A 22514-nucleotide genomic window follows, 5' to 3' on the forward strand; every position below is an offset into this window, starting at 1 on the left:
TCTTATTGACTGAACTCGCTCAGCCTCAACTTCTTTCGCTCTTTCAAGCTCCCTTCCGTTTGGGTCTGCAAAGGTAGAAAACCTTTTCTTATTTCCAAAACTTTTTTATTTTTTATTTTTCAAAGTTTCAGACCCGCTTCGCTCTCTCCTTTTCCTCTTTTGCGGGCTGCAAAGGTGTGGATTTTTTTTCATTCCCACAAAAAGATTTTAATCTTTTTTTTCCTTTACTTTTCTATCCTTTTAATGTACTAACCCGGCTAACTCACTTCCTCGTTTGCGGGCTGCAAAGGTAGCCACTTTTACGCCTTCTCCAAATTATTCTTTACTATTTTTCTTAATGTTCCCTTAACTAACTATACATCAACGAGAAAAAGTTTATACTCTCGTTTAAAAACTTTACTACGCTCTTTATTTCTACTCCCAGCCGCTTCCAAACTATCGTTTACCATTTGTTTATACTATATATAATAAGCCACTCCGAGCCAAAAACAACTCTAATACGTATACCCTATCTTTCTATTATTACATAGTGCAACGCTTTTATACTAATAATACACGCTCAAACTATGGATACACTGACATTGGAGCTCCATTACTATATATACATTATTAGTTTGGGTTAGAGGGGAAGTAAATATTAACGAAAGCGCGTTACTAATGTAGTATCCACGTTATGGATTGAAGCGGATACCGGCCAATGAGCGTAATGCCCGCAGGTGTATGAGCCCGGCCAAAGGCAACGCCCAAATCTTATTTAATAGTAAAGCTGAAATCAAGCAACATTCACTACCACCAGCATGATGCTTAACCAAACTGCAGTTGTATGCCGCCGGCGCACCAAAATATTTTTTCCGCTGCAACCCTTTTGCACCTCTGGTGCAGCCGGCCGATTCTTTAATTTATATACTTTTATTTTCTGTTATTTACTAAATCTGGCCATATCATCATCCAATGTCATTATCAAATTACTTAGAGAGATTTATAAGTAAAACCTTTTGTTCTGTATATGGCCCGCTGTCGCCATTTAACATTATTGAAACACGAAGCACTCGCAATCAATCTCACTGAATACATCATTAACATCGCCCACACCGTATGGCTTTCCACTTTAATGAACTTTCAAAAAACCGACCTTCATCATATAAGAAACAACCATTTTAATCCTATTAGTTTAGCAAGCATACCACATCAAAACCCGCAATAGTTAAAAGATGTTAAATACGCTTTATATATAGGCATTGAGCCAAAGCGTCGTTATATATTAGCAGCTAAATAAAAATTGATTGATTTATATTATTAACTATCTTTGCAGAATGTTTAAAAAGCAACTAACGTTATTAGCCAGTGTTTTAGCTATCGTAATTATTACGTTTGGCAGTTGTAAAAGCAAATACGAAAAGTTAAAAGCCAGTAACGATTACGCTAAAAAATACCAGGAAGCTATTAAGTATTATAATAAAAAGGATTACAACAAAGCTTTAGGTTTATTTGAGGTACTGGTGGAGCGATACCGTGGCCGTGAAGGTGCAGAAGATCTTTTTTATTACTACGCATTTACGTATTACAAACAAAAAGACTATACATCGGCAAGATATCATTTTAAAACATTCGCCGATACTTATCCTTCAAGCCCAAGAGCTGAGGAATGCCGCTTTTTCTCTGCTTATTGCTACTACCTTGATTCGCCGATATATTCGCTTGACCAGGATAATACGTTAAAAGCTATCGACGCTTTGCAGTTGTTTATTAACCTTTATCCAAAAAGCGACCGTGTGGCCGAGGCCAGCAAGCTGATACAAAATCTGCGCGATAAATTAGAAACCAAAGCTTACGCCAACGCCAAACTTTATTTAACCATCAGCGATTATCAATCGGCAGTGATTGCGTTCAACAATGCACTGCGCGACTATCCTGATACCAAATACGGCGAGGAAATGGAATACCTTATTGTTAAAGCGCAATATCAGTATGCTTACCATAGCTTTGAAACCAAACAGGAAGATCGTTTTAACCAGGCTATAGCTTATGCCGATCAATTTGCCGAAAAATATCCGAACAGCAAATACCTGCATGAAACTCAGGCATATGTAAAAGACAGCCAGCAGGGCATAAAACAGGCGCAGCGTTTAATTGCCGAAGCAATGAGCAATGAAAAAACCGCAAAGAAACTTTTAAAGAAAGATACCGTAACAACAACATCGCCATCTGAAAAAAATCAGCCGCAAAAAATACCATATTAATTAAGATATATTAAAGAGTTTAAATTAAGATATGACAGCTAACAACAGTAATAAACCAGCAGCAGCCAGCAGCACTGTAACCCGCGATTTACGCGAGCTGGATACCAAAACAGAGAACATCTATGAGTCGCTTGTGATTATGTCAAAAAGGGCAAACCAGATCTCGAACAACATTAAAGAAGAGCTTCACCAGAAACTTTCTGAATTTGCATCATCAAATGATAACCTGGAAGAAGTATTTGAAAACCGTGAGCAAATTGAAATTTCAAAATACTACGAAAAATTACCTAAACCGTCATTAGTTGCCGTTCAGGAATTTTTAGATGGTAAAGTATACTACCGTAACCCAACTAAAGAAGTTTAGTCTCCCGGCTCCTAAAAAAGCAGCTTCGGAAATTTATTTATATCGTGAAAAACTCCCCTATCGGGAGTTTTTTCTATTTTAGCCTATATTTATCCTTTCGCCTATTGGCGGATCTGAGCTTATGCTTAAAGACAAAAACATTATTTTAGGAGTTTGCGGCAGTATTGCAGCCTACAAATCGGCACTGTTGGTTAGGCTGCTGGTTAAAGCCGGCGCTAACGTTAAAGTAGTGATGACTGCCGATGCCACTAACTTTATTACACCGCTTACACTATCAACGCTTTCAAAAAACCCGGCGCTGGTTGATTATTTTAAGGTCGATACCGGCGAATGGAACAACCATGTTGAACTTGGGCTTTGGGCCGATATGATGGTTATTGCCCCCGCCACGGCCAACACCCTTGCTAAAATGGCTAACGGCCTTTGCGATAACCTGCTTAGCGCGGTATATCTTTCGGCCAAGTGCCCTGTTTATTTTGCTCCGGCTATGGACCTGGATATGTGGCTGCACCCGGCTACCCGCCAAAACGTAAGCAGGCTGCAATCATTTGATAACATCATGATTCCGCCCGGTAACGGCGAACTTGCCAGCGGTTTGCATGGTGAAGGCCGGATGGCCGAACCTGAAGAAATTGTTGCTTTCCTGGAAGCTGAATCAAAAAAAAAACTCCGTTTAGCCGGTCATAAAATACTGGTAACCGCCGGGCCAACTTATGAAGCTATAGACCCTGTACGGTTTATCGGCAACCATTCGTCGGGCAAAATGGGTTTTGCTATCGCGGATGAACTGGCTTTGATGGGGGCCGATGTTACTTTAGTGACCGGGCCTACTGCACAGATCAGCAAGCAGCAAAATATAAAACGGGTTAATGTTATTTCGGCGGCACAAATGTTAGAGGCGTGCTTAACCGCTTATGGCGATGCGAAGGCTTGCATTATGAGCGCTGCCGTTGCCGATTATACCCCGGCTGATGTAGCAACTCAAAAGATCAAGAAAAAAGACGACGATCTCAGTATCGAACTGAAGAAAACCACTGATATATTAAAAACGCTCGGCGAGGCCAAACGGGAAGGACAAATTTTGGTTGGTTTTGCTTTAGAGACCAACGACGAGGAAATGAACGCGATAACCAAGCTGCAAAAGAAAAACCTTGACTTTATTGTACTAAATTCGCTTAATGACGCGGGTGCCGGTTTTGCAGGCGATACCAATAAGATAACCATTATTGATCGTGAGCTTAAGAAAACTACCTTCGAGCTGAAAAGCAAGGAAGCAGTAGCCCGCGATATTTGCAATAAAGTTGCCCAACTGATAAACGGATGAAAAGACTGCTGCTTTATACTTTGCTGATGTTTCTTTGCTGCCGAACTGTAGCCCAGGACCTGAATGCACGTATACAAGTGTTATCGCCCAAGATACAGGTTGCGAATAAGCGCGTTTTTCAAACGTTGGAAACTGCCATGAAGGATTTCCTGAACGGCCGCAAATGGAGTGCTGATCCAATTTTGCCGCAGGAGAGAATAGATTGCAATTTTGTGCTGAACATTACCAACTGGGATGGCAGCAGTAATTTTACCGGCGAACTGCAGGTACAATCATCCCGGCCGGTTTATGGCACATCATACACCTCCACCCTATTAAATCTTAATGATAAAGATATTAGCTTTAGTTATACCGAGGGCCAGACTATTGATTATACCGATCAAAATTTTCAGGGAAATTTAAGTTCGATCATGGCTTTTTATGCCAACATTATTATCGGTCTTGATTATGACACGTTTTCAAAATTTGGCGGCACGCCATATTTTTTAGCTGCACAGACCATCGTAACCAATGCGCAAACATCATCATATGGTGGCTGGAAAGCGTTTGATGGTAATGTAAACCGTTACTGGTTATCCGAAAACCTGAATAATAAACTATATAATCCGCTGCGCAGCTTTTTGTATGATTATCACCGCAACGGCCTCGATCTGATGGCCGATAATGTGAGCAAAGGCCGCAAAGCTATTGATGCCCTGCTACCTTTACTACAGCAAATAGACCGGCAACGTGTGGGCGCGATGCTTCCGCTTATATTTTACACAGCAAAAAGTGATGAACTGGTTTCCATTTACAGCAAAGCCGATAACCAGGAACGGTTAACCGCCATGAACCTGTTTTTAAAGCTCGATCCTGCGAATGGGAATAAATATCAAACGTTGCAGAAATAATCCTTACTGTTAGTTTGAAAACAAATAAAGAAGTTGAGGAACGGCAAAGTAATCCCTACTTACAAGAGCAGGCTTTTTAGTTTGGCTTATTGATAATTACAATTTGTAAGTTAAAGATTATTTCCATTTCGATCAGCTTTATAATATGGGCGTTGCCTGCGGCCCGGACTGTACGTTACAAGTCCTCGCGTTCCCCATTGCAAAGTCATTCGCACGCTGCGGGCTTTACACTTCCATCCCTAACGCGGCCCCGCACAGGCCCGCAATTACCAACCAAACTGTAAGCAGGACAAGCGTTGTCCATACCCTCCGACAAAAAAATCAACAAAATGGATAGCCCATTTTGTTACGGGCTTAATAATCCGCCAGTATTATCAGCTTATCACAAATAGGCATAATCCTTTCTTTACCATTCAAAAAACCAAGCCCGACTACAAAGGAAAAACCGGCAACTATACCGCCCATTTCCTTAATAAGTTCGCTGGCTGCAGTCACCGTACCACCGGTAGCCAGCAAGTCGTCATGTAATAATATATGCTGGCCGGGTTCAAAGGCATCTGTGTGTAATTCAATAGTAGCGGTACCGTACTCCAGCTTATAAGCTTTTTGTTTTATAGTGAAAGGCAGCTTACCCGCTTTACGCACGGGTACAAACGGCACCCCTAATTTGGTTGCCAGTGTGAGCCCAAACAGGAAGCCCCTGCTTTCGATACCGGCCACCGCGTCAATACGGGTTCCCTGCAATTGCTCAACAAAAGCATCGATGATGCTTTCGCATAATCCGGGGTCTTTCAATATGGGCGTGATATCTTTAAAAACAATTCCAGGTTTCGGAAAATCGGGAATATCCCTTATGGCTGCTTTAATTTGCTGGGCTATCATTTGAAAACTAAATAAGGTCCAATTTTACGCAAAATTCCGTCATTAAGTATGGCAATATTTTTCAGCTCGGTCAAATCATTGTAGTTACCATGCTCATCGCGGTAAGCTACAATGGCATCCATTTGTTTGTAGCTGAGATAGGGGAAGCGCTTAAGTTCATTAAAGGTAGCCGTATTGATGTTCACCTTAATGATATGTTTGCCATCAACCGCAATACCGGTTTCAATCTGGCCGTACTTTTCCTTATCAATGCCATAAACCTCTTTCAACTGTTCTTTATTGTAAAACCCGCCTATCCGCTCCCGGTAACGGACAATACGCCGGGCAAATGCGGGGCCTATTCCCCTGATCATGGTAAGCCTCGCCGAATCCGCCGTGTTGATCTCTATCACTTCGCCTGGTTTGGCTTTATTTGTGTAATAAGCAGGACCATCCGGCAGATTAATATATGGCTCAAGGCGTTTGTACGTTGCCGGGCTAACGCTGTACATTTTTTGCACATCGCCTTTGGTAAAAAACCGACCACCTTTTTCTTCGTAATGTTTAATTACGTGCGCCTGATGGTCGGTAAGGCCAAGTTTTAGCCAGTCTGCAACCGGCAAATTGTTGGGATTAAATTTAAAGAGATTGACGGGCAAAGTCGTTTCATTAGCCGTAGAAGTATTATCATCAGCTATAATGCTGCCTGTTTTATCGGTTTCGGTTATCGCTTTATCAAAAGCCTTAAAATTTATTATATTATCTTTGTGGTTTGCCTGAAACATATGGGGGGCCAGCAAAACTATTGCAATTAAAATAATCAACACTACCATTCCGTTCCACTCTTTTTTTGTGACAGACAGGTAGTTTTTAATTTGCGGCCTCATTTATGATATGTTCCAGGCGTTAAATTAAATAAAAATTTAGGATATTTATTTGTTAAAACATACTGCTATTAAAAACAATGAAAGTTATAACCACCGAAGAGTTTGCCAAAGCCACCAAACTGGATAAGTTGAAAATGCCGGGCCTGGCCGCTTTATTGATGGAACTAATGAAAATAAACCAGGTTAACGACCTGTTTGCCCAGGCACAGCCCAAGCAAGGCCCCGACTTTGTTGATGCCATATTAGAAGGTTGTGGTATTGATGTTGAGTTTGATGAACGTGAGTTGCGCAACATCCCTAAAGACGGGGCATTTATCGCTATAGCCAATCACCCATACGGTGGTATTGAGGGTATGGTGTTATTAAAAATCCTGTGCATGGCCCGCCCCGATTCAAAACTGATGGCCAACTTCCTGCTTAAAAAAATCCCCAACCTTGCCGACTATTTTATAGCGGTAAACCCTTTTGAAAATGTTGAACATTCATCAAGCATAAGCGGCCTAAAAAACACCCTTGAGCTATTGAAACAGGGCACCCCAATAGGTATTTTCCCCGCTGGCGAGGTATCAACCTTTAAAGTTGAGCAAAAACAGGTGACCGACCGTATGTGGCACCCGGTTGTAGGTAAGATCATTGCTAAAGCCAAAGTGCCGGTGGTTCCTATTTATTTTCATGGTAACAACGGCCTGTTGTTTAATCTGCTCAGCTTATTGCACCCTGCCCTACGCACAGCCAAGCTACCGTCAGAGTTGTTTAATAAACACGGGCATACCATTAAACTACGGATAGGTAAGCCCATTAACGTAACGGAGATTCCGGAGTATACCAATACCACTAAGCTCCTTAACTTTTTGCGCGCACGTACCTATGCTTTAGGTACCGGCCTGGAAGAGGAAAAAAAAATCTTCAGCCCTCGAAACCTGTTTAAGATCAAACGCGAGGCCGAAGAGGTTTCTCCTGAAATAGATAGTGCCATTCTTGAAAAAGAAATTGAGCCGCTTCGCGAAACCTATAAGGTTTGGACTGAGAAGAACTACGAGGTATTCATCGTTCCGACGGCAACCATCCCTAATGTGATACGGGAAATAGGCAGGCTGCGCGAGATCACTTTCCGCGAAGTTGGTGAAGGTACAAACAAAGCTATCGACCTTGATGAGTACGATATTTATTATCATCACCTTTTTATTTGGGATTTTGAGGCTAAACGCATAGTTGGAGCTTATCGAATTGGCCTGGGCGACGAGATATTTTACAGTGTCGGCAAAAAAGGTTTCTACGTAAACGAGCTGTTTAAGCTTAAAACCCAGTTTATACCTGTACTACGCCGCAGCCTTGAACTTGGCCGTTCATGGATCCGCAAAGAATACCAGACCAAACCACTCCCCCTTTTCCTGCTCTGGAAAGGGATCCTGAAATTCCTGATCGATAATCCACGCTACCGCTACCTGATAGGCCCGGTAAGCATCAGTAACTCCTTTTCTAAGTTTTCCAAATCGCTTATTGTCGATTATATTAACCGCAATCACTTTGATCATGAAATGGCGCAGTATGTTAAACCGCGCAAAAAGTTTAAGGTTGATTTTGCTAAAATTGATACCGACCTGCTCATGGCCGGTGAAGACAGCTTTAAAGGTCTCGACAACCTGATATCAGAGGTGGAAACCCGGAACATGAAAGTACCGGTATTGCTCCGTCAGTACATTGCCCTAAACGCTAAGATCATCAGCTTCAACATCGACCCTAAATTTGCCGACTGCCTGGACGGTTTCCTGGTACTCGATCTTGAAAAAGTACCGCAGGATATACTGGATAAGCTTGGTAAAAACTTGTAGTAAATCTTCAATCCATAGAAACAAAGAGACACCGGCTGGCCGGCTCTTTTTTTATAGCGATATTAAATCATTACCCAAAGCAAAACGCCCCCAATATTTATCGGGGGCGTTTTTATTAACTATATGTTGTTTTACAATTACCAGCTGTAGCGTACACCAAACTGCATTTGCCAGCGTGAAGCGAACAAATCAACAGAATATGGTATACCAGGGTTAGTGAAGTTGTAAGTTGGGTATGATGCAACATTACCGTTTTTAACAAAAGCAGGGCCGCCGGATGCTCCAGGCAGTTTGCTTACTGGTGTTAAACCAACACTTGCTGAAGAGTTGAATGTGTTTGCTGAGAAGTAATATTGTCCCCAGCTCTTATTCAATAAATTGGTAAGATTGATGATGTCATAAGTAAATGTGATCATCTGCTTGTGTTTACCATTACCAAATTTAAAGTCTTGAGTAAAGCGGAAGTCTAATTGATTATTCCAAGGTGTAAAAGCAGCATTACGTTCAGTAAACTGACCACGACGTGAACTTAAATATTTGTCAGCATCAACATACGCATTAAACGCAGCTAACTGTTGTGCAGCAGTTTGTACTACCACACCATTTTTCACCTGATCAACAATCATCTTAGCTGCCTCATCTCTGGTTGGAATATAAGCCAAGCTTAATTGCTGACCTGTTCCGTCGATAGCGTTTGGATAGGTATCCCAGGTATATGGGTTACCACTTTGCGCGCTAAAGAAGAAAGTAAAGTTAGCTGTATAGTTGTGCCCGGCATCCCAATCATGTTTAAAGTTCACGTTTGATACGATACGGTGACGGATATCAAAGTTTGAATTGGCTAAACCCGGATTATTAGGGTTCAAAGCCTGGTTCAATTGCCAGTTAGACTCCATTGAGTTACGGATACCATTGGTAACATCTTTTGAATGACCATAGGTATAGGCAACTGAGAAGTTTAATGCACTCTGCTGATCAAACTGGGTGAATTTTGCTACCTGTACAGTGGCGCTGTAACGGTAACCTTCGCTTGTGTTTGATAACAAATAAGCATTGGTATATTTTGAGTTGATTCCCTTGTTAATAAATATAGGCTGCTGGTGCTGGGTATCATAAGGATAATAAGTTACGCTATCCTTAGTATTTACCTGCTGAAATTTCAAGTCATGAATAACTTTGGTATAAATACCTTCGGCAGTAAATTTCCACTGGTTGTCCGTTGTATAATCAACAGCTAAACTGCTTCTCCATACCTGTGGCATTTTGAAGTTGTTATCAATCATATCCACCTGGGTAGAACCGGTAGAACCAGTATTAAAGTTACCTTGTTGATTAACAAAGTTTAAACCACCATTAGATGGCGCTTGCACGGGGTTAGTACCGGCTGTAAACGGACCTGCAGATGATTTTTTATCATAAGCACCGTAAGTAGCACCGTTGTTATAAAACGCATAACCAAACCATGCAAACGGAACACGACCAGTAAAGAAGCCGCTACCACCGCGCAAAATAACACTTTGATCACCGTTTGCATCATAGTTAAATGATACGCGTGGGTTCCACTCTATATTACCCAGGTAATTTTGTTTGATATCTTTAGGTTTGGTATAGGTGTAGGTAGTGCCGTAGTTTGGATCAACCGGAGCGTTGGTTGTTTTATCACTCAATGGCTGTTTGTTTGGTACACCAGCATAATCAGCACGTAAAGCTACTGTCAATTTGAAATTATCAGTTAACTGAATATCATCCTGACCATATAAGCTCAACAGGTTAACTTTAAACTGAGCTGAAGGGTGCGCTAAGATATAATCGCGTGTGTTATCAGTATAGTTAAAGTTGGCACGTACACGTGCTGGAGCATTATTAATAAAATCTTCAATACTGTTATAAGCAATACGACCATTCCACGAATTCACAAAGTTATAAGTGATGTTGTAAAACTCATTGTGCGTACCAAATGTAAACGTGTGCTTTCCTTTTGTCCAGGTTAAGTTATCAGTAAACTCAGCTGTTTTCTGGTGCATATCAAATATAGCAGCCTCGCGGTCGGTACCCATGAATATAGTTGTACCAGGAGTACGGCCGGTGATTTCGATTTGCGGTAAAGCAGGGTTTGAGTTAGGATCACGGTAATCGTGAACAGCTGAATAGCCAAGAACCAGGCTATTGCTCAGGTTACCGTTAAATCTTGATTTTAACTCGGCAACGGTTGAAGTTGAGTTATTATGTGAAGTGTAATCAATACCACTGAAACGGAAGTTTTGCTGATCGCGCTCTAAGTTAGTAGCCTTTGAGCTGATGGTATTGTTACGGATAGTTAACTGGTTATGATCATCGATATTCCAATCCAAACGGTTAAAGAATTTGTTTGAGTTTGAGAAAATCGTGGTATTGTTATATGTACCCGGATCCAAACCGCCTGTAAATGTTTTAAAAGCAGTAACTAATTTATCACCATCGGCCTGACTTAGTATATTAGACGCGCCGTTGTGATCAAGACCACGGATAACAGGATCCTGCCTGCGGGCAATTTCTTCGTTGGTAAAGAAGAATAATTTATTTTTAATAATAGGGAAGCCTAAACGGATACCGCCCTGATAATCATGAAAATCGTTCAGTTTTGAACCATCGCCACCTAAAGCAGCTTTGGCATTGTTAGCGCCAACCATGAATGAGCCACGACCGTAACCATAAACAGCGCCACTAAAATCGTTTGTACCGCTACGGGTTACAGCGTTTATACTACCACCTAATACGTTACCGATTTTGATATCGTAAGGGGCAACATAAACCTGGATATCCTGGATAGCATCAAGAGAGATAGGGCTCGTACGGGTACTGCTGCCTACCTGGCCTGAAGCATTGTTCTGACCACCTAATGAAGGGCTAAAACCAATCGCGTCGTTATTGATAGCACCGTCAAGCGTTACGTTGTTATAACGGTAGTTGGTACCCTGAAACGAGTTATTGTTACTTTGAGGGGTGTTTCTTGTTAAATCCTGTAAGCTGCGGTTAATTGACGGAGCAGTACGGATCTGGTTTTGACCTATACGGGTACTTGCACCTGTTTTAGCTGGACCAGCAGATGCTTTTACTTTAACTTCCTGCAAGGTTGTCGTTTCATCCTGCAGTATAAAGTTTAAAGTAGCATTACCCAACTGGAGAGTAAGGTCGCTTTTTTCGTCTTTTTTGTAACCGATAAAAGTAGCAGTTACGGTGTAAGGACCACCCGGGTTAATGTTATTAACCGAGAAACGGCCCTCGCCGTTGGTTTGTGCACCATACCTGGTACCTGTGCTGGTATTAAGTACAGTAATGGTTACACCCGGAAGAGTGGTACCTTTTTGATCTGTAACTTTACCGGTAAGTACCGAGGTGGTGATCTGAGCGTTTGCAACGCCCCCAACCCCAATAATTATTAGTGTTAAAATAATAAAGTAGAGCTTTTTCATTTGTGAATTTTTATTGCACAAAATTGCCCTACCAATGTTAATTCTACATTAACATCAGATTATTATATTAACAACTACTTAATGATTTCTTCTTTACCTGATACAGGCCCCTGAAAACCAATAAAAAAATACTGATTATCAATAAAATACAAAATAAATACCCCAAAGTATTAAGCTTTTATATATCGCCTATAGGAGATAAATTACACAATTATGTTCGTCACAGCTAAAAAATGCCCCTATTATATAGTATTTAAAGGGCAACGGTAACGAGCATTTTAACAAATACTTAATACGCAAATAATTAAAATCAATTTTTGATTCTCAACTTATTGAGCAATTGATTCAGCAAGTATACGGGCGCTACGGCTAATGATTTAATGTTGAGTCCGTTTGCTGCAAACTGCGGCTCACGGCTATTGCCGATAAGTAACGCGCTTGCAGAGGGAATAAACGCAGAAACACATAATAGCCACATAACGGGCCCTCCCGTTTGCTGCCAGGTTACAAGCTCCATTATACCGTAACTAAATCCTAATAAAATAAACAGGATAAAGTAAGATATAATTGGCGACAGCTTTAAATAGTAATAAATAGCAATAGCTATAACAAATGAAGCCCAATTAAAATAGCCATTGTAGGCTCCTAAAAAGCCCAAATGAGGAAAAGGAATAGCCCAGATCAATCCAAAGAGACTAAATGCCAAAGTTGGGATACAGATATAGTGTATAATTTTGTTAACCCTATCCTGGTGAGCATCTTCATATTCCCTGAAATAACGATCCACGGGGCGTTCATCAATATTTGCAGTAGTTTTAACTGCTGCCTTCTGTTTGGTATTTGCTTTTGCTGCCACGCTGTAAAAATAAAAAACCCCTTCGGTTTTGTGCCGAAAGGGTTTCGTTTAATTTTATAATGATTACTTGGCAAATGCTACCGAACGGGTTTCCCTGATAACGGTAACTTTAATTTGACCAGGATAAGTCATTTCTGTCTGGATCCGGTTTGAAATATCAGCAGCCAAAACTTCTGATTGCGCGTCGCTGATCTTTTCACTTTCAACAACCACACGTAACTCCCGGCCCGCCTGTATCGCAAATGTTTTCTCAACACCAGGATATGACAATGCCAGTTCTTCAAGTTCTTTCAAACGTTTAATGTAGCTTTCAACAACCTCGCGGCGTGCACCCGGACGTGCACCTGATATAGCATCACAAGCCTGGATTATCGGCGATAACATTGAGGTCATCTCAATTTCATCATGGTGGGCACCGATAGCGTTGCAAACTTCAGGATGTTCCTTGTATTTTTCGGCCAGTTGCATACCCAAAATAGCGTGAGGCAGTTCAGGATTATCATCAGGTACTTTACCAATATCATGAAGTAAGCCGGCACGTTTTGCCATTTTAACATTCAAGCCAAGTTCGGCAGCCATGGTGGCACAGAAATTGGCAACCTCACGTGAGTGCTGCAACAGGTTTTGCCCATATGATGACCGGTAACGCATACGGCCAACCATCCGGATCAGTTCGGGGTGTAAACCATGAATACCCAAATCAATTACAGTACGCTCACCTATCTCAACAATTTCTTCTTCTATCTGCTTTTTGGTTTTGGCAACTACCTCTTCAATACGTGCCGGGTGGATACGTCCGTCGGTAACCAAACGGTGCATTGCCAAACGGGCTATCTCGCGCCTTACCGGGTCAAAACCCGAAAGGATGATAGCCTCGGGGGTATCGTCAACAATGATTTCGATACCTGTTGCGGCTTCAAGTGCACGGATATTACGCCCTTCACGGCCAATGATCCGTCCTTTGATCTCGTCGTTTTCAATATTGAAAATAGACACTGTGTTTTCGATAGCGCTTTCGGTAGCAGTACGCTGAATAGTTTGAATAACTATTTTCTTAGCCTCTTTAGTAGCAGTAAGCTTAGCCTCGTCAACAATATCCTTGATCTGGATCATCGCTTTGGTACGGGCTTCCTCGCGCAGGGTATCAACCAATTGGTTTTTGGCATCATCGGCCGATAGGCCGGCAATAGTTTCCAACTGTTGAATGTGCTGATTTTTAAGATGCTCTACCTCGTCTTGCTTTTTAACAACTATCTCGGTTTGTTTTTCAAGATTTTTACGGGTGTTATCAAGTTCGCTCTCCTTGCGGTTAACATTTTCCAGGCGCTGATTTAATGATTGCTCTTTTTGTTTAACACTATTTTCGCGCTGGTTAACAGCATTGTTTTTATTGTTTACTTCCTGTTCATGTTCAGCTTTCATTTGTAAAAACTTCTCTTTGGCTTCAAGCAGTTTGTTTTTCTTAAGGATCTCGGCATTATTTTCAGCGTCTTTTAAGATCTTTTTCACTTTATTCTGAGCCGATGTTTCCTGGTCTTTAAAAAGCTTTAATAATAGGAAGCGACCTATGAGCACGCCAATGATGGCGCCTGCCAGCAGGCCGATGATGACGTATAGTAATATGTCCATTTTAGGTTTGGTGGTGTTATATATGTATGTAAATAAAAAAACCGCAACTAATTTTTAAGTATCATGTATTTAAAACCTCATTTCGGATATTGGGGACCATGGGTTGGTTAACGTTAATCGCAACTAACGCATGCCTCTTGATCCGCTTAATATTGAAGCGTTAAGTTTTTAATAGTGAAACCTAAAATTTAACTGCGGTTAAATCTTAATGTGCTCTTGTATATTTATGTAAAGAACGTTTATTACTTCGAAAAAAATTCGGTCAACAAATGATCTAAATGATAAACTTTTTCAGTCACCTCTGTATCCTCAACGGTAACTTTCTTTTCCGCCTTCAATGATGATGTTGCGTAATGCAGCACACACATTGAAAGTAAATCCTGCTTATCCCTAACCGCATAATTTTCCTGATACTCTTTTATCCGGTCGTTGATCAGCTTAGCCGCCCTGCGTATTATTTCTTCTTCCTCCATGTTAACCTTTAAGGGGTAAACACGGTCAGCAATATTTATTTTTATTGAGATTTCTCCCATTTGAGCTTTTCACTTTTTGTACTATTTTTTCAATAATACAATACACTTATCTATTTCCTGCACAAAGTCGTTAATTTTTTGCTTAATGTCAACACTTTTTTCATTTGTTTCAGAAAAAGACTTGGCAACTTTAACAACTTTTAATTTTTCTTCCAGTTCTTTTGTCTTGGCCTTACTGGCGTTAAGAGCTACCGTAAGTGCCTCACTTTCCAGTTTTAAAAGGTCATTTTCTTCCTGCAAAGCAGCGCACAGTTCAATCAGGCGCTCGGTTTTATCTACAATTTTATTTAACTGCTCTGCTAATGAAGGCATCTTCAATTACTGAATTATTGATTTATTGAATTACTGAATTTTAATTTCTAAATCCGAAATCGAAATTCCGAAATCCGAAATTACTTCCTGATCTCCGCTCCGGCTTCTTTTCCTAAATTATAAATTAATTTCTGCATAATAGAATCAATTGCCTTATCTGTTAACGTTTTTTCCAGATCCTGGATGATAAAGCTTAAAGCATATGACTTTTTACCGGCAGGCAGCTTATCGCCCTGGTAAACATCAAACACATCAACTTCCTTCAGCAATTTACGCTCGGTGCGCAGTGCAATTTGCTTTAACTGACCGAATGATACGCTTTGATCTATCAGCATAGAAAGATCGCGCCTAACAGCCGGGAATTTTGAAACCTCCTGGTAAACAATCTTATTTTTACGGATAGCTGCCAGCACAAGGTCGAAATTAAAATCAGCATAAAATACCTCTTTGTCAACATCTGCCTTTTTTAAAGAAGCTGAAGCTACCGACCCAAATTTCACCAATTGCTTACCATTCAACATGTATTGAATGCCAAACGACATTTTTTTGCAGGTTGCATCCTCAACTGTAAAGTTACTGATGTTCAGGCGCTGCAAAATACCATCAACCACAGCCTTGATATTATAGAATGATACAGGTTTTGATTTCTGGTTCCATTGTTCGGCAGTATTAGCCCCGGTGATGAAAATACTGAAACGTTGTGTTTCGATGTACTTATCATTTTCCAGCTTGTATACCTTACCAAACTCGTAAAATTTCAAATCCGGGCTACGGCGGTTCTGATTATAGGTTATGGCTTCCAAACCAGAGTACAGCAACGTTTGGCGCATTACATCCAGATCGCTGCTCAGTGGGTTCAGAATCTTAACAGCAGTATCCAGGTTATCCGAATAGGCGGATTTGGTAAGCGAGTTGGCCAGGATCTCGTTAAACCCATTTGCGCTCAGCAAATCAGATAACTGATTTTGAACAGTATCTTTCTCCGGACGAATGGAGTTATTTAGGGATGCCCTAATCTGTGTAGGGATTTCGATGTTGTTATAACCATAGATCCTCAGGATCTCTTCAACCACATCCACATCGCGGGTAACATCCACACGATATGGAGGCACTTGTAATGATAATGAATCCGCAGTTTCATTCACTATCTTAATATCAAGCGCCGTGATAATACCTTTGATCTCATCATGGCCAATCTTTTTACCAATCAGCTTATCAATGGTATTATAAGTGATTTCCACAGCAAACGGCGCAACCGGGGCTGGGTAATGATCAGAAATCTCTGACGACACCTCGCCACCCGCAACCTGCTGAATCAATAATGCCGCACGTTTCAAAGCAAAAACGGTCATGTCCGGATCGGTACCACGCTCAAACCTGAATGAAGCATCAGTTTTCAAACCATGCCTTTTTGAAGTTTTACGAACAGATACGGAATTGAAATAAGCACTCTCCAGAAAAATATTTTTAGTTGATTCTTTAACACCTGATTTAGCACCGCCAAATACACCTGCTATGCACATTGGCTCTTCGGCATTGCCAATCATCAGGTCATCGGCAGATAGTTTCCTGTCAACATCATCCAAAGTTTTAAATATAGTGCCTTCAGCATAGTTTTTCACCAACACTTTACCACCGGCTATTTCATCGGCATCAAAAGCATGTAAGGGCTGACCAAGCTCATGCAGTACATAATTGGTAACGTCCACAATGTTATTGATAGCCCGCACGCCAATAACAGCCAAACGCTCCTTTAACCATTGCGGCGATTCCTTAACTTCAACACCGCTGATGGTTAAGCCCGAGTAACGCGGCGATGCCTGCTCATTCTCTACAATAACCTTAATAGTACGACTGGTGTTATTAACTTTAAATGCGCTTACATCCGGCTTATTGATGCCCATTTTCAGGAAAGCGGCAATATCCCTTGCTGTACCCAAATGCGAGGCCGCATCGGCACGGTTAGGGGTTAAGCCTATCTCGTACATGTAATCGTCGTTCAGTTTAAAGTATTCTTTAGCAGGAGTACCCACAGGCGCATCCTCCGGCAATACCATAATACCAGCATGGCTGGTTCCTAAACCTATCTCGTCCTCAGCACAGATCATTCCATGAGATTCTTCGCCCCTGATCTTTGATTTTTTGATAGCAAAAGGCTCGCCGCCGGTTGGGTAAACAGTAGTACCTACTACAGCAACTACCACTTTTTGCCCGGCAGCTACGTTAGCAGCGCCGCAAACAATCTGCAGGTCTTCCGCTCCACCAACATTAACTTTGGTAACGTGAAGATGATCAGAATTGGCATGGTCAGTACATTCCTTTACATAGCCAATCACCAGGCCTTCCAGTCCGCCGGGAACAGCCTGCACCTTTTCCAGACTTTCAACTTCCAAACCGGTACCGGTAAGGATGATGGAAATCTCCTGGGGCGTTTTATCAGTATCAATAAATTCTTTAAGCCAGTTATAAGATATTTTCATTATTCCGAAATGATAATCGGCAAAGATATAAAGATTTCGGATGTTGGGATTGGTTGATTTCGGATTTCGAATGTTCGATTTCGGATTTATTTGAATTTCAATTTCAGAATTTTGAATTGGGATTGTTTTAATCAAATCCGATCAGGCACTTCACTCAGCTTTAACAAGTCCGAAATAGCAAATTCATATAATTCCTAAAATCCGAAATCGAACATTCGAAATCCCAAATTAAAAACTACATCAACCCTTCATCGGCCAAACTTAAGTAGCCGGCATCGGTAATGATTAAATGATCAAACACACCCATGTCCAGCATCCGGCCGGCGGCGCTTATTTTTTTGGTGAGCTGGATGTCTTCGTTACTGGGTTTCAGATTACCCGATGGGTGGTTATGCACCAGTATGAGGCCGCTGGCCTGGTATTGCAGGGCTGAGTAAAAAATGATCTTCGGGTCGCATACCGTAGCCGACAAACCTCCTTTACTGATCAGCTCCTTCCCTAATACTTTGTTGGAACGGCCTAATAGTATGATCCAGAATTCCTCGTGGTTCAGGTCCATCAAATGACGGCGCATAATATTGTAACCATCCCTGCTTGACGTGATCACCTCAATGGCACCCGATTCAAATTCATTACGGCGGCGACCGATTTCCAGCGCGGCAATAATAGATATAGCTTTGGCTTCTCCTATCCCTTTAAACTTGGATAATTCGGCTATGGAAGCCTTACCAAGCTTGTTCAGGTCGTTATCATAATGGCGCAGGATGCGTTTACTCAGTTCAACCGCACTTTCGGTGCGGCTGCCCGAGCCGATAAGGATGGCGATCAGCTCGGCGTCGGTAAGGGCGCGGCGCCCTTGTCCGCTAAGTTTTTCACGCGGGCGGTCTTCCTCAGCCCATGATTTAATACTGATCTTGCTTTCGTAGTTTTCCACGGCATTAAAGTATGAAAAAGCGCCAAACAAAAAAAGGGACAGCGTTGGTACACTATCCCCTTTGGTATATTTTAAAAGCTGAGATTAGCTTAAGCCGTTAACAAATTTAGTAAGCTTTGATTTATTGTTCGAAGCTTTGTTTTTGTGAATAACGTTCTTTTTAGCTAAACGGTCAAGCATTGAAATCACTTTACCCAACAGTGCAGAAGCATCAGCTTTGGTAGTAGTGTTTCTTAATTTCTTAATAGCGTTCCTGGTTGTTTTAGCCTGGTACCTGTTGCGCAGACGCTTCGCAGCGTTTGCCCTGATTCTTTTTAATGATGATTTATGATTTGCCATCTCGTATAGCTTGTTATTCTTTTCTACTTATTTTAAGGACTGCAAATATAGAGTGATTAAATTTAATATGCAAGTGGTTTTTTGATTTATATTTCCGGATGATTAGATTGATAATGTGATTGATTACCTGAACCCTTAAGACGTGAAGACCTCTCAAATTAACAAGCTGTTAACCCCGCATTCACGAAGTGTTCATACAACACAATGATTTTTGCTGCGTTACTATTAATTAAAACTATTGCGTTTATGGTCACCAACAGCACCACCAGGTTCAGCAACCGGGTTGAAGATTATGTAAAATACCGTCCCGGCTACCCCGACGAACTTGTTAAGTTTTTACATGACGCTTACGGCTTAACACAGGATAAGCTCATTGCCGATATTGGTGCAGGTACAGGGATCTCCACCGCATTGTTCCTGAAAAAAGGCTACCGGGTAATTGCCATTGAACCAAATTTGGAGATGCGCGAAAAAGCTATCGAGTTACTCGGTTCATATAACGGCTTTATCCCCCGAAACGGCACTTTCGTATCGGTGAAACAATTGCACCCTGGTATTATCTAAAAAGCAAACACCATGACTTAATTAATACTACTTAAACATGATATACTGGATCATTATTATAATACTGCTGCCTTTTATATTTATTTTAATAAGCCATTTAAAAAGCAAAGCCCAACAAAAAAAGAAACTTACCGAAATAAAAGAACGCTGGGGCAAACCCATAATTGCAAGCAGAAATTTCAAACCGGTCAGCACCTACCTTACAGCTTATGGTAGCGTAAGCGAGATCTCTGCCGATACGGCCACCGACCTTGACATCGACAGCGTATTTGAATTTATTGACCGTACCAATTCAAAACCCGGGCAACAATACCTATATAAGCAATTACACTCCCCGCAAATTTCAGAAGAGTATTTTGAAACGCTTGAACAGCGGATCGGCAATGTCAACGCCGATAAAGAATTGAGAGAGGCAGCCGAGCTTAAATTATCTGAGTTAGGGAACAATGATGCCTACTACTTACCAGAGCTTTTTAAGAAACCGCATCATTCCATGTTTCCGGCAATTGGCAATTTTTATATCAGCATAGCGCCGTTTTTGATCATTGGAGTGGCATTTAGCCTTTTTATTGTTCCCAACCAGTTTATGCTTTTGCTATTGCTGGTATTAATGATAGCCAATGTAGTTATTCATTACAGTAATAAAACCCAGATGCTGAACTACACACATTCGCTACCGCAGTTGTTGGTTTTATTTAAGGTATCAAATTGGCTTAAGAACCACACTCTGCTCAGGGATGATGAAAGTACCCGCCTCAGTATGGCTAATATGGACAAACTCAAAAAGTCGTTAAATTATATCACCCTGCAAAATAAAGCCGCTATTGACCCTACCGATATTTACTACCTGGTTACCGAATGGTTAAAAATGTTCCTGCTTATTGAGCCGCTGGTATTTATAAAATCCATCACCAAGGTAAACAAATACCTTAGTGACATTAAAGTTGTTTATGAAGCGGTGGCTGAGGTTGATGTTGCCATTTCCATCCAATCGGTACGTGATGGCGCAGCTCATTATTGCAAACCTCAACTTACAACCGGCGATACCCATATCATTATTAAAGATCTTTATCACCCGCTTATTGAAAACTGCGTGTCAAATTCTATCGCTATAGATAATACACAAGGCATTTTGGTAACAGGTTCCAACATGTCGGGTAAAACCACTTTTATCAGGGCTATTGCTATAAATGCTTTGCTATCGCAAACCATTAACACCAGTTTTGCTACAGTATACCAGGCTCCTCCGCTCAAAATATTTACCAGCATTGATATGACCGACGATTTGGGCGATAATAAAAGCTATTTCCAGGCCGAAGCTTTTGCCGTTAAAAATATAGTAGCACAAACCATAGCCAGCAAACCCATAAACAGCCTTGTAATCATTGATGAAATTTTCAGGGGTACAAATACCATTGAACGGATAGCCGCCGCGAAAGCCGTACTAAGCTACTTTATTCACAATCAAAGCTTCGTTTTTGTATCTACACACGATCTGGAACTGGCCGAATTATTAGGCAGCGATTACAAAGTTTTCTCTTTTGAGGAAGTGATTGGCGATGACCGCTTGGTATTTGATTATAAAATTAAAGAGGGATTGCTCAAAAACCGAAATGGCATCGCGGTTTTAAAAGGCGTCGGTTTCCCGGAGAGTATTATTGATGAAGCCAATAAGGTAAGCAGCCAATTAAGGGAGAAGTATAATTTAAAACTCCCCCTTTAATTGCATCTTTGCCTCATGAACCGCCGCATAATTTTAAGCATAACTGGTACCTGTTTAATCATGTTATGCTCATCATGGGGATTCTTTGCACATTATCGTATTAACCGGCTGGCAGTTTTCACATTACCGAAGGCCATGTCTGGTTTTTACAGGTCCAATATCGATTATATAACCGAACATGCCGTAAGTGCCGACAAACGCCGCTATGTTGACTCATCAGAAGCGCCGCGCCATTTCTTTGATGCTGACCGTTATGGCAAAAAACCCTTTGAGGCTATGCCTAAAAAATGGAAGGATGCCGTTGCCAAATACTCAAAAGATACCATCATTAAATACGGCACTGTTCCCTGGACCATTCAGTACCAGTATTACAGGCTGGTACGCGCTTTCAAAGCCCATGATACAACGTCTATCCTCAATGCATCTGCCTATTTAGGGCATTATATTGCCGATGCGCACGTACCGCTGCACCTAACCCAAAACTACAACGGCCAGCTTACGGGGCAAACCGGCATCCATGCCCTTTGGGAAAGCCGCCTGCCTGAGTTATTTGCCGATCATTATAATTACTACGTTGGCAAGGCCCGGTATATTGAAAACCCATTGAATGAAGCATTCCGTATATGCAAGGCTACTTACAAAACCGTTGATACAGTTTTACGTTTTGAGCGCATCCTGAACAAAACCTACCCGCAGGACAAAAAGTACGCGTTGGTACAGCATGGCAAAAAGCAAATTACCGATTACTCCGTGGCCTATAGCCTGACTTATCACAAAATGCTGAAGGGGATGGTGGCAAGGCAAATGCGGGCATCTATTCTTTCCGTGGGTAGTTTCTGGTACTCGGCCTGGGTTGATGCAGGGCAGCCGGACCTGAGCAAGCTTATCGCACAGCCTTTAAGCATCGAACAAAAGGCAAAGCTTCGGCAAGAAGAAATGCTTTACCGATCAGGCAAAGCATTAATAATAAAATAGTTAACAATCAAACCCGGCAGCCTTCCCCTGCCTTCTTTATATTCTCCGCATCAGCTCCACGAAAACAGCGAAAGGGATAACGCCGGCTATCACCTTTCTTATCTGAAACAATTGTAACATGGCAGCATAATCAATCATTAAAAATATTCCTGCCTCATCTGCTTCATTTCCCGTTATCATGGTATTTATACGCAATTTTTCCATTAGGTATTTATACGCTATTACCCGGTTTACAACCCTCCTAACTTAGTTAAATCAATCAGGAAGTTGATTTGACCTCCCCTTTTAGCCACAAGCCCTAAACCTAATAGAGAATTAA

General features: G+C 41.4%; 18 protein-coding genes. 8 read left to right on the plus strand and 10 right to left on the minus strand.

Features of this window, described 5'->3' with window-relative positions; all coding sequences use genetic code 11:
- Nucleotides 1-1313: 1313 nt before the first annotated feature.
- From BLS28_RS24215 to porD, 4 genes are all read left to right on the plus strand, one after another.
- Nucleotides 1314-2240, plus strand: coding sequence for an outer membrane protein assembly factor BamD (locus BLS28_RS24215; protein WP_091173668.1), 927 nt, complete (start codon nucleotides 1314-1316; stop codon nucleotides 2238-2240).
- 31 nt (nucleotides 2241-2271) lie between these two features.
- The gene (locus BLS28_RS24220; protein WP_090529735.1) at nucleotides 2272-2604 is read left to right on the plus strand and encodes a DNA-directed RNA polymerase subunit omega; all 333 of its coding nucleotides are present in this window, start codon (nucleotides 2272-2274) and stop codon (nucleotides 2602-2604) included.
- A 121-nt stretch (nucleotides 2605-2725) separates the two neighbouring features.
- Nucleotides 2726-3928: a bifunctional phosphopantothenoylcysteine decarboxylase/phosphopantothenate--cysteine ligase CoaBC gene (gene coaBC / locus BLS28_RS24225; RefSeq protein WP_091173671.1), complete on the plus strand. Its 1203-nt coding sequence runs from the start codon at nucleotides 2726-2728 to the stop codon at nucleotides 3926-3928.
- A complete protein-coding gene (gene porD, locus BLS28_RS24230; protein WP_091173673.1) occupies nucleotides 3925-4818 on the plus strand; it encodes a type IX secretion system protein PorD in 894 nt (297 codons plus the stop codon). The genes coaBC and porD overlap by 4 nt, the downstream gene beginning before the upstream one ends.
- Before the next feature lie 354 nt (nucleotides 4819-5172).
- Here porD and BLS28_RS24235 read toward each other — a convergent pair whose 3' ends face one another.
- Nucleotides 5173-5700 (minus strand): adenine phosphoribosyltransferase, encoded by a 528-nt coding sequence (locus BLS28_RS24235; protein ID WP_091173675.1) that lies wholly within the window; start codon nucleotides 5698-5700, stop codon nucleotides 5173-5175.
- A complete protein-coding gene (locus BLS28_RS24240; RefSeq protein ID WP_091173678.1) occupies nucleotides 5697-6566 on the minus strand; it encodes a ComEA family DNA-binding protein in 870 nt (289 codons plus the stop codon). The genes BLS28_RS24235 and BLS28_RS24240 overlap by 4 nt, the downstream gene beginning before the upstream one ends.
- A gap of 77 nt (nucleotides 6567-6643) precedes the next feature.
- Between BLS28_RS24240 and BLS28_RS24245 the strand changes: the two genes are divergently transcribed.
- Nucleotides 6644-8398 (plus strand): bifunctional lysophospholipid acyltransferase family protein/GNAT family N-acetyltransferase, encoded by a 1755-nt coding sequence (locus BLS28_RS24245; RefSeq protein WP_091173681.1) that lies wholly within the window; start codon nucleotides 6644-6646, stop codon nucleotides 8396-8398.
- Nucleotides 8399-8535: 137 nt separating this feature from the next.
- On the opposite strand, the gene BLS28_RS24250 is transcribed toward BLS28_RS24245, so the two are convergent.
- From BLS28_RS24250 to rpsT, 8 genes are all read right to left on the minus strand, one after another.
- The gene (locus BLS28_RS24250; protein ID WP_091173683.1) at nucleotides 8536-11850 is read right to left on the minus strand and encodes a TonB-dependent receptor; all 3315 of its coding nucleotides are present in this window, start codon (nucleotides 11848-11850) and stop codon (nucleotides 8536-8538) included.
- 310 nt (nucleotides 11851-12160) lie between these two features.
- Nucleotides 12161-12706, minus strand: coding sequence for an Mpo1-like protein (locus BLS28_RS24255; protein ID WP_091173688.1), 546 nt, complete (start codon nucleotides 12704-12706; stop codon nucleotides 12161-12163).
- Nucleotides 12707-12769: 63 nt separating this feature from the next.
- Nucleotides 12770-14335 carry a ribonuclease Y gene (rny, locus tag BLS28_RS24260; RefSeq protein WP_091173692.1) on the minus strand — a complete coding sequence of 522 codons (1566 nt, stop codon included), beginning with the start codon at nucleotides 14333-14335 and terminating at the stop codon, nucleotides 12770-12772.
- A 242-nt stretch (nucleotides 14336-14577) separates the two neighbouring features.
- Entirely contained in the window at nucleotides 14578-14868 is a 291-nt protein-coding gene (locus BLS28_RS24265) for a cell division protein ZapA (protein ID WP_090529762.1), read from the minus strand.
- Nucleotides 14869-14889: 21 nt separating this feature from the next.
- Nucleotides 14890-15180: a hypothetical protein gene (locus BLS28_RS24270; RefSeq protein WP_091173696.1), complete on the minus strand. Its 291-nt coding sequence runs from the start codon at nucleotides 15178-15180 to the stop codon at nucleotides 14890-14892.
- Between the two features lie 80 nt (nucleotides 15181-15260).
- Entirely contained in the window at nucleotides 15261-17660 is a 2400-nt protein-coding gene (gene pheT, locus BLS28_RS24275; RefSeq protein ID WP_091173700.1) for a phenylalanine--tRNA ligase subunit beta, read from the minus strand.
- Nucleotides 17661-17895: 235 nt separating this feature from the next.
- A complete protein-coding gene (gene radC, locus BLS28_RS24280) occupies nucleotides 17896-18594 on the minus strand; it encodes a RadC family protein (protein WP_091173703.1) in 699 nt (232 codons plus the stop codon).
- An 84-nt stretch (nucleotides 18595-18678) separates the two neighbouring features.
- The gene (rpsT, locus tag BLS28_RS24285) at nucleotides 18679-18933 is read right to left on the minus strand and encodes a 30S ribosomal protein S20 (RefSeq protein ID WP_090529771.1); all 255 of its coding nucleotides are present in this window, start codon (nucleotides 18931-18933) and stop codon (nucleotides 18679-18681) included.
- Between the two features lie 246 nt (nucleotides 18934-19179).
- Between rpsT and BLS28_RS24290 the strand changes: the two genes are divergently transcribed.
- The 3 genes from BLS28_RS24290 to BLS28_RS24300 are packed head-to-tail and all read left to right on the plus strand — an operon-like array spanning nucleotide 19180 to nucleotide 22195.
- A complete protein-coding gene (locus BLS28_RS24290) occupies nucleotides 19180-19497 on the plus strand; it encodes a class I SAM-dependent methyltransferase (RefSeq protein WP_143020859.1) in 318 nt (105 codons plus the stop codon).
- Nucleotides 19498-19534: 37 nt separating this feature from the next.
- A complete protein-coding gene (locus BLS28_RS24295; protein ID WP_091173710.1) occupies nucleotides 19535-21220 on the plus strand; it encodes a MutS-related protein in 1686 nt (561 codons plus the stop codon).
- A 60-nt stretch (nucleotides 21221-21280) separates the two neighbouring features.
- Nucleotides 21281-22195: a zinc dependent phospholipase C family protein gene (locus BLS28_RS24300; RefSeq protein WP_091174091.1), complete on the plus strand. Its 915-nt coding sequence runs from the start codon at nucleotides 21281-21283 to the stop codon at nucleotides 22193-22195.
- Nucleotides 22196-22514 lie beyond the last annotated feature (319 nt).

Origin of the sequence: Mucilaginibacter gossypii (genome assembly GCF_900100945.1) — a bacterium.
Taxonomy (GTDB): Bacteria; Bacteroidota; Bacteroidia; order Sphingobacteriales; family Sphingobacteriaceae; genus Mucilaginibacter; species Mucilaginibacter gossypii.

Bases quoted from the DNA above. Each gene is read 5' to 3' on its own strand.
- BLS28_RS24290 (WP_143020859.1), top strand. From the start codon at position 19,180: ATGGTCACCAACAGCACCACCAGGTTCAGCAACCGGGTTGAAGATTAT.
- BLS28_RS24250 (WP_091173683.1), bottom strand. From the start codon at position 11,850: ATGAAAAAGCTCTACTTTATTATTTTAACACTAATAATTATTGGGGTT.
- BLS28_RS24235 (WP_091173675.1), bottom strand. From the start codon at position 5,700: ATGATAGCCCAGCAAATTAAAGCAGCCATAAGGGATATTCCCGATTTT.
- BLS28_RS24300 (WP_091174091.1), top strand. From the start codon at position 21,281: ATGTTATGCTCATCATGGGGATTCTTTGCACATTATCGTATTAACCGG.
- pheT (WP_091173700.1), bottom strand. From the start codon at position 17,660: ATGAAAATATCTTATAACTGGCTTAAAGAATTTATTGATACTGATAAA.
- BLS28_RS24245 (WP_091173681.1), top strand. From the start codon at position 6,644: ATGAAAGTTATAACCACCGAAGAGTTTGCCAAAGCCACCAAACTGGAT.
- porD (WP_091173673.1), top strand. From the start codon at position 3,925: ATGAAAAGACTGCTGCTTTATACTTTGCTGATGTTTCTTTGCTGCCGA.
- BLS28_RS24295 (WP_091173710.1), top strand. From the start codon at position 19,535: ATGATATACTGGATCATTATTATAATACTGCTGCCTTTTATATTTATT.
- BLS28_RS24240 (WP_091173678.1), bottom strand. From the start codon at position 6,566: ATGAGGCCGCAAATTAAAAACTACCTGTCTGTCACAAAAAAAGAGTGG.
- rny (WP_091173692.1), bottom strand. From the start codon at position 14,335: ATGGACATATTACTATACGTCATCATCGGCCTGCTGGCAGGCGCCATC.
- BLS28_RS24220 (WP_090529735.1), top strand. From the start codon at position 2,272: ATGACAGCTAACAACAGTAATAAACCAGCAGCAGCCAGCAGCACTGTA.
- BLS28_RS24270 (WP_091173696.1), bottom strand. From the start codon at position 15,180: ATGCCTTCATTAGCAGAGCAGTTAAATAAAATTGTAGATAAAACCGAG.
- rpsT (WP_090529771.1), bottom strand. From the start codon at position 18,933: ATGGCAAATCATAAATCATCATTAAAAAGAATCAGGGCAAACGCTGCG.
- BLS28_RS24265 (WP_090529762.1), bottom strand. From the start codon at position 14,868: ATGGGAGAAATCTCAATAAAAATAAATATTGCTGACCGTGTTTACCCC.
- BLS28_RS24215 (WP_091173668.1), top strand. From the start codon at position 1,314: ATGTTTAAAAAGCAACTAACGTTATTAGCCAGTGTTTTAGCTATCGTA.
- coaBC (WP_091173671.1), top strand. From the start codon at position 2,726: ATGCTTAAAGACAAAAACATTATTTTAGGAGTTTGCGGCAGTATTGCA.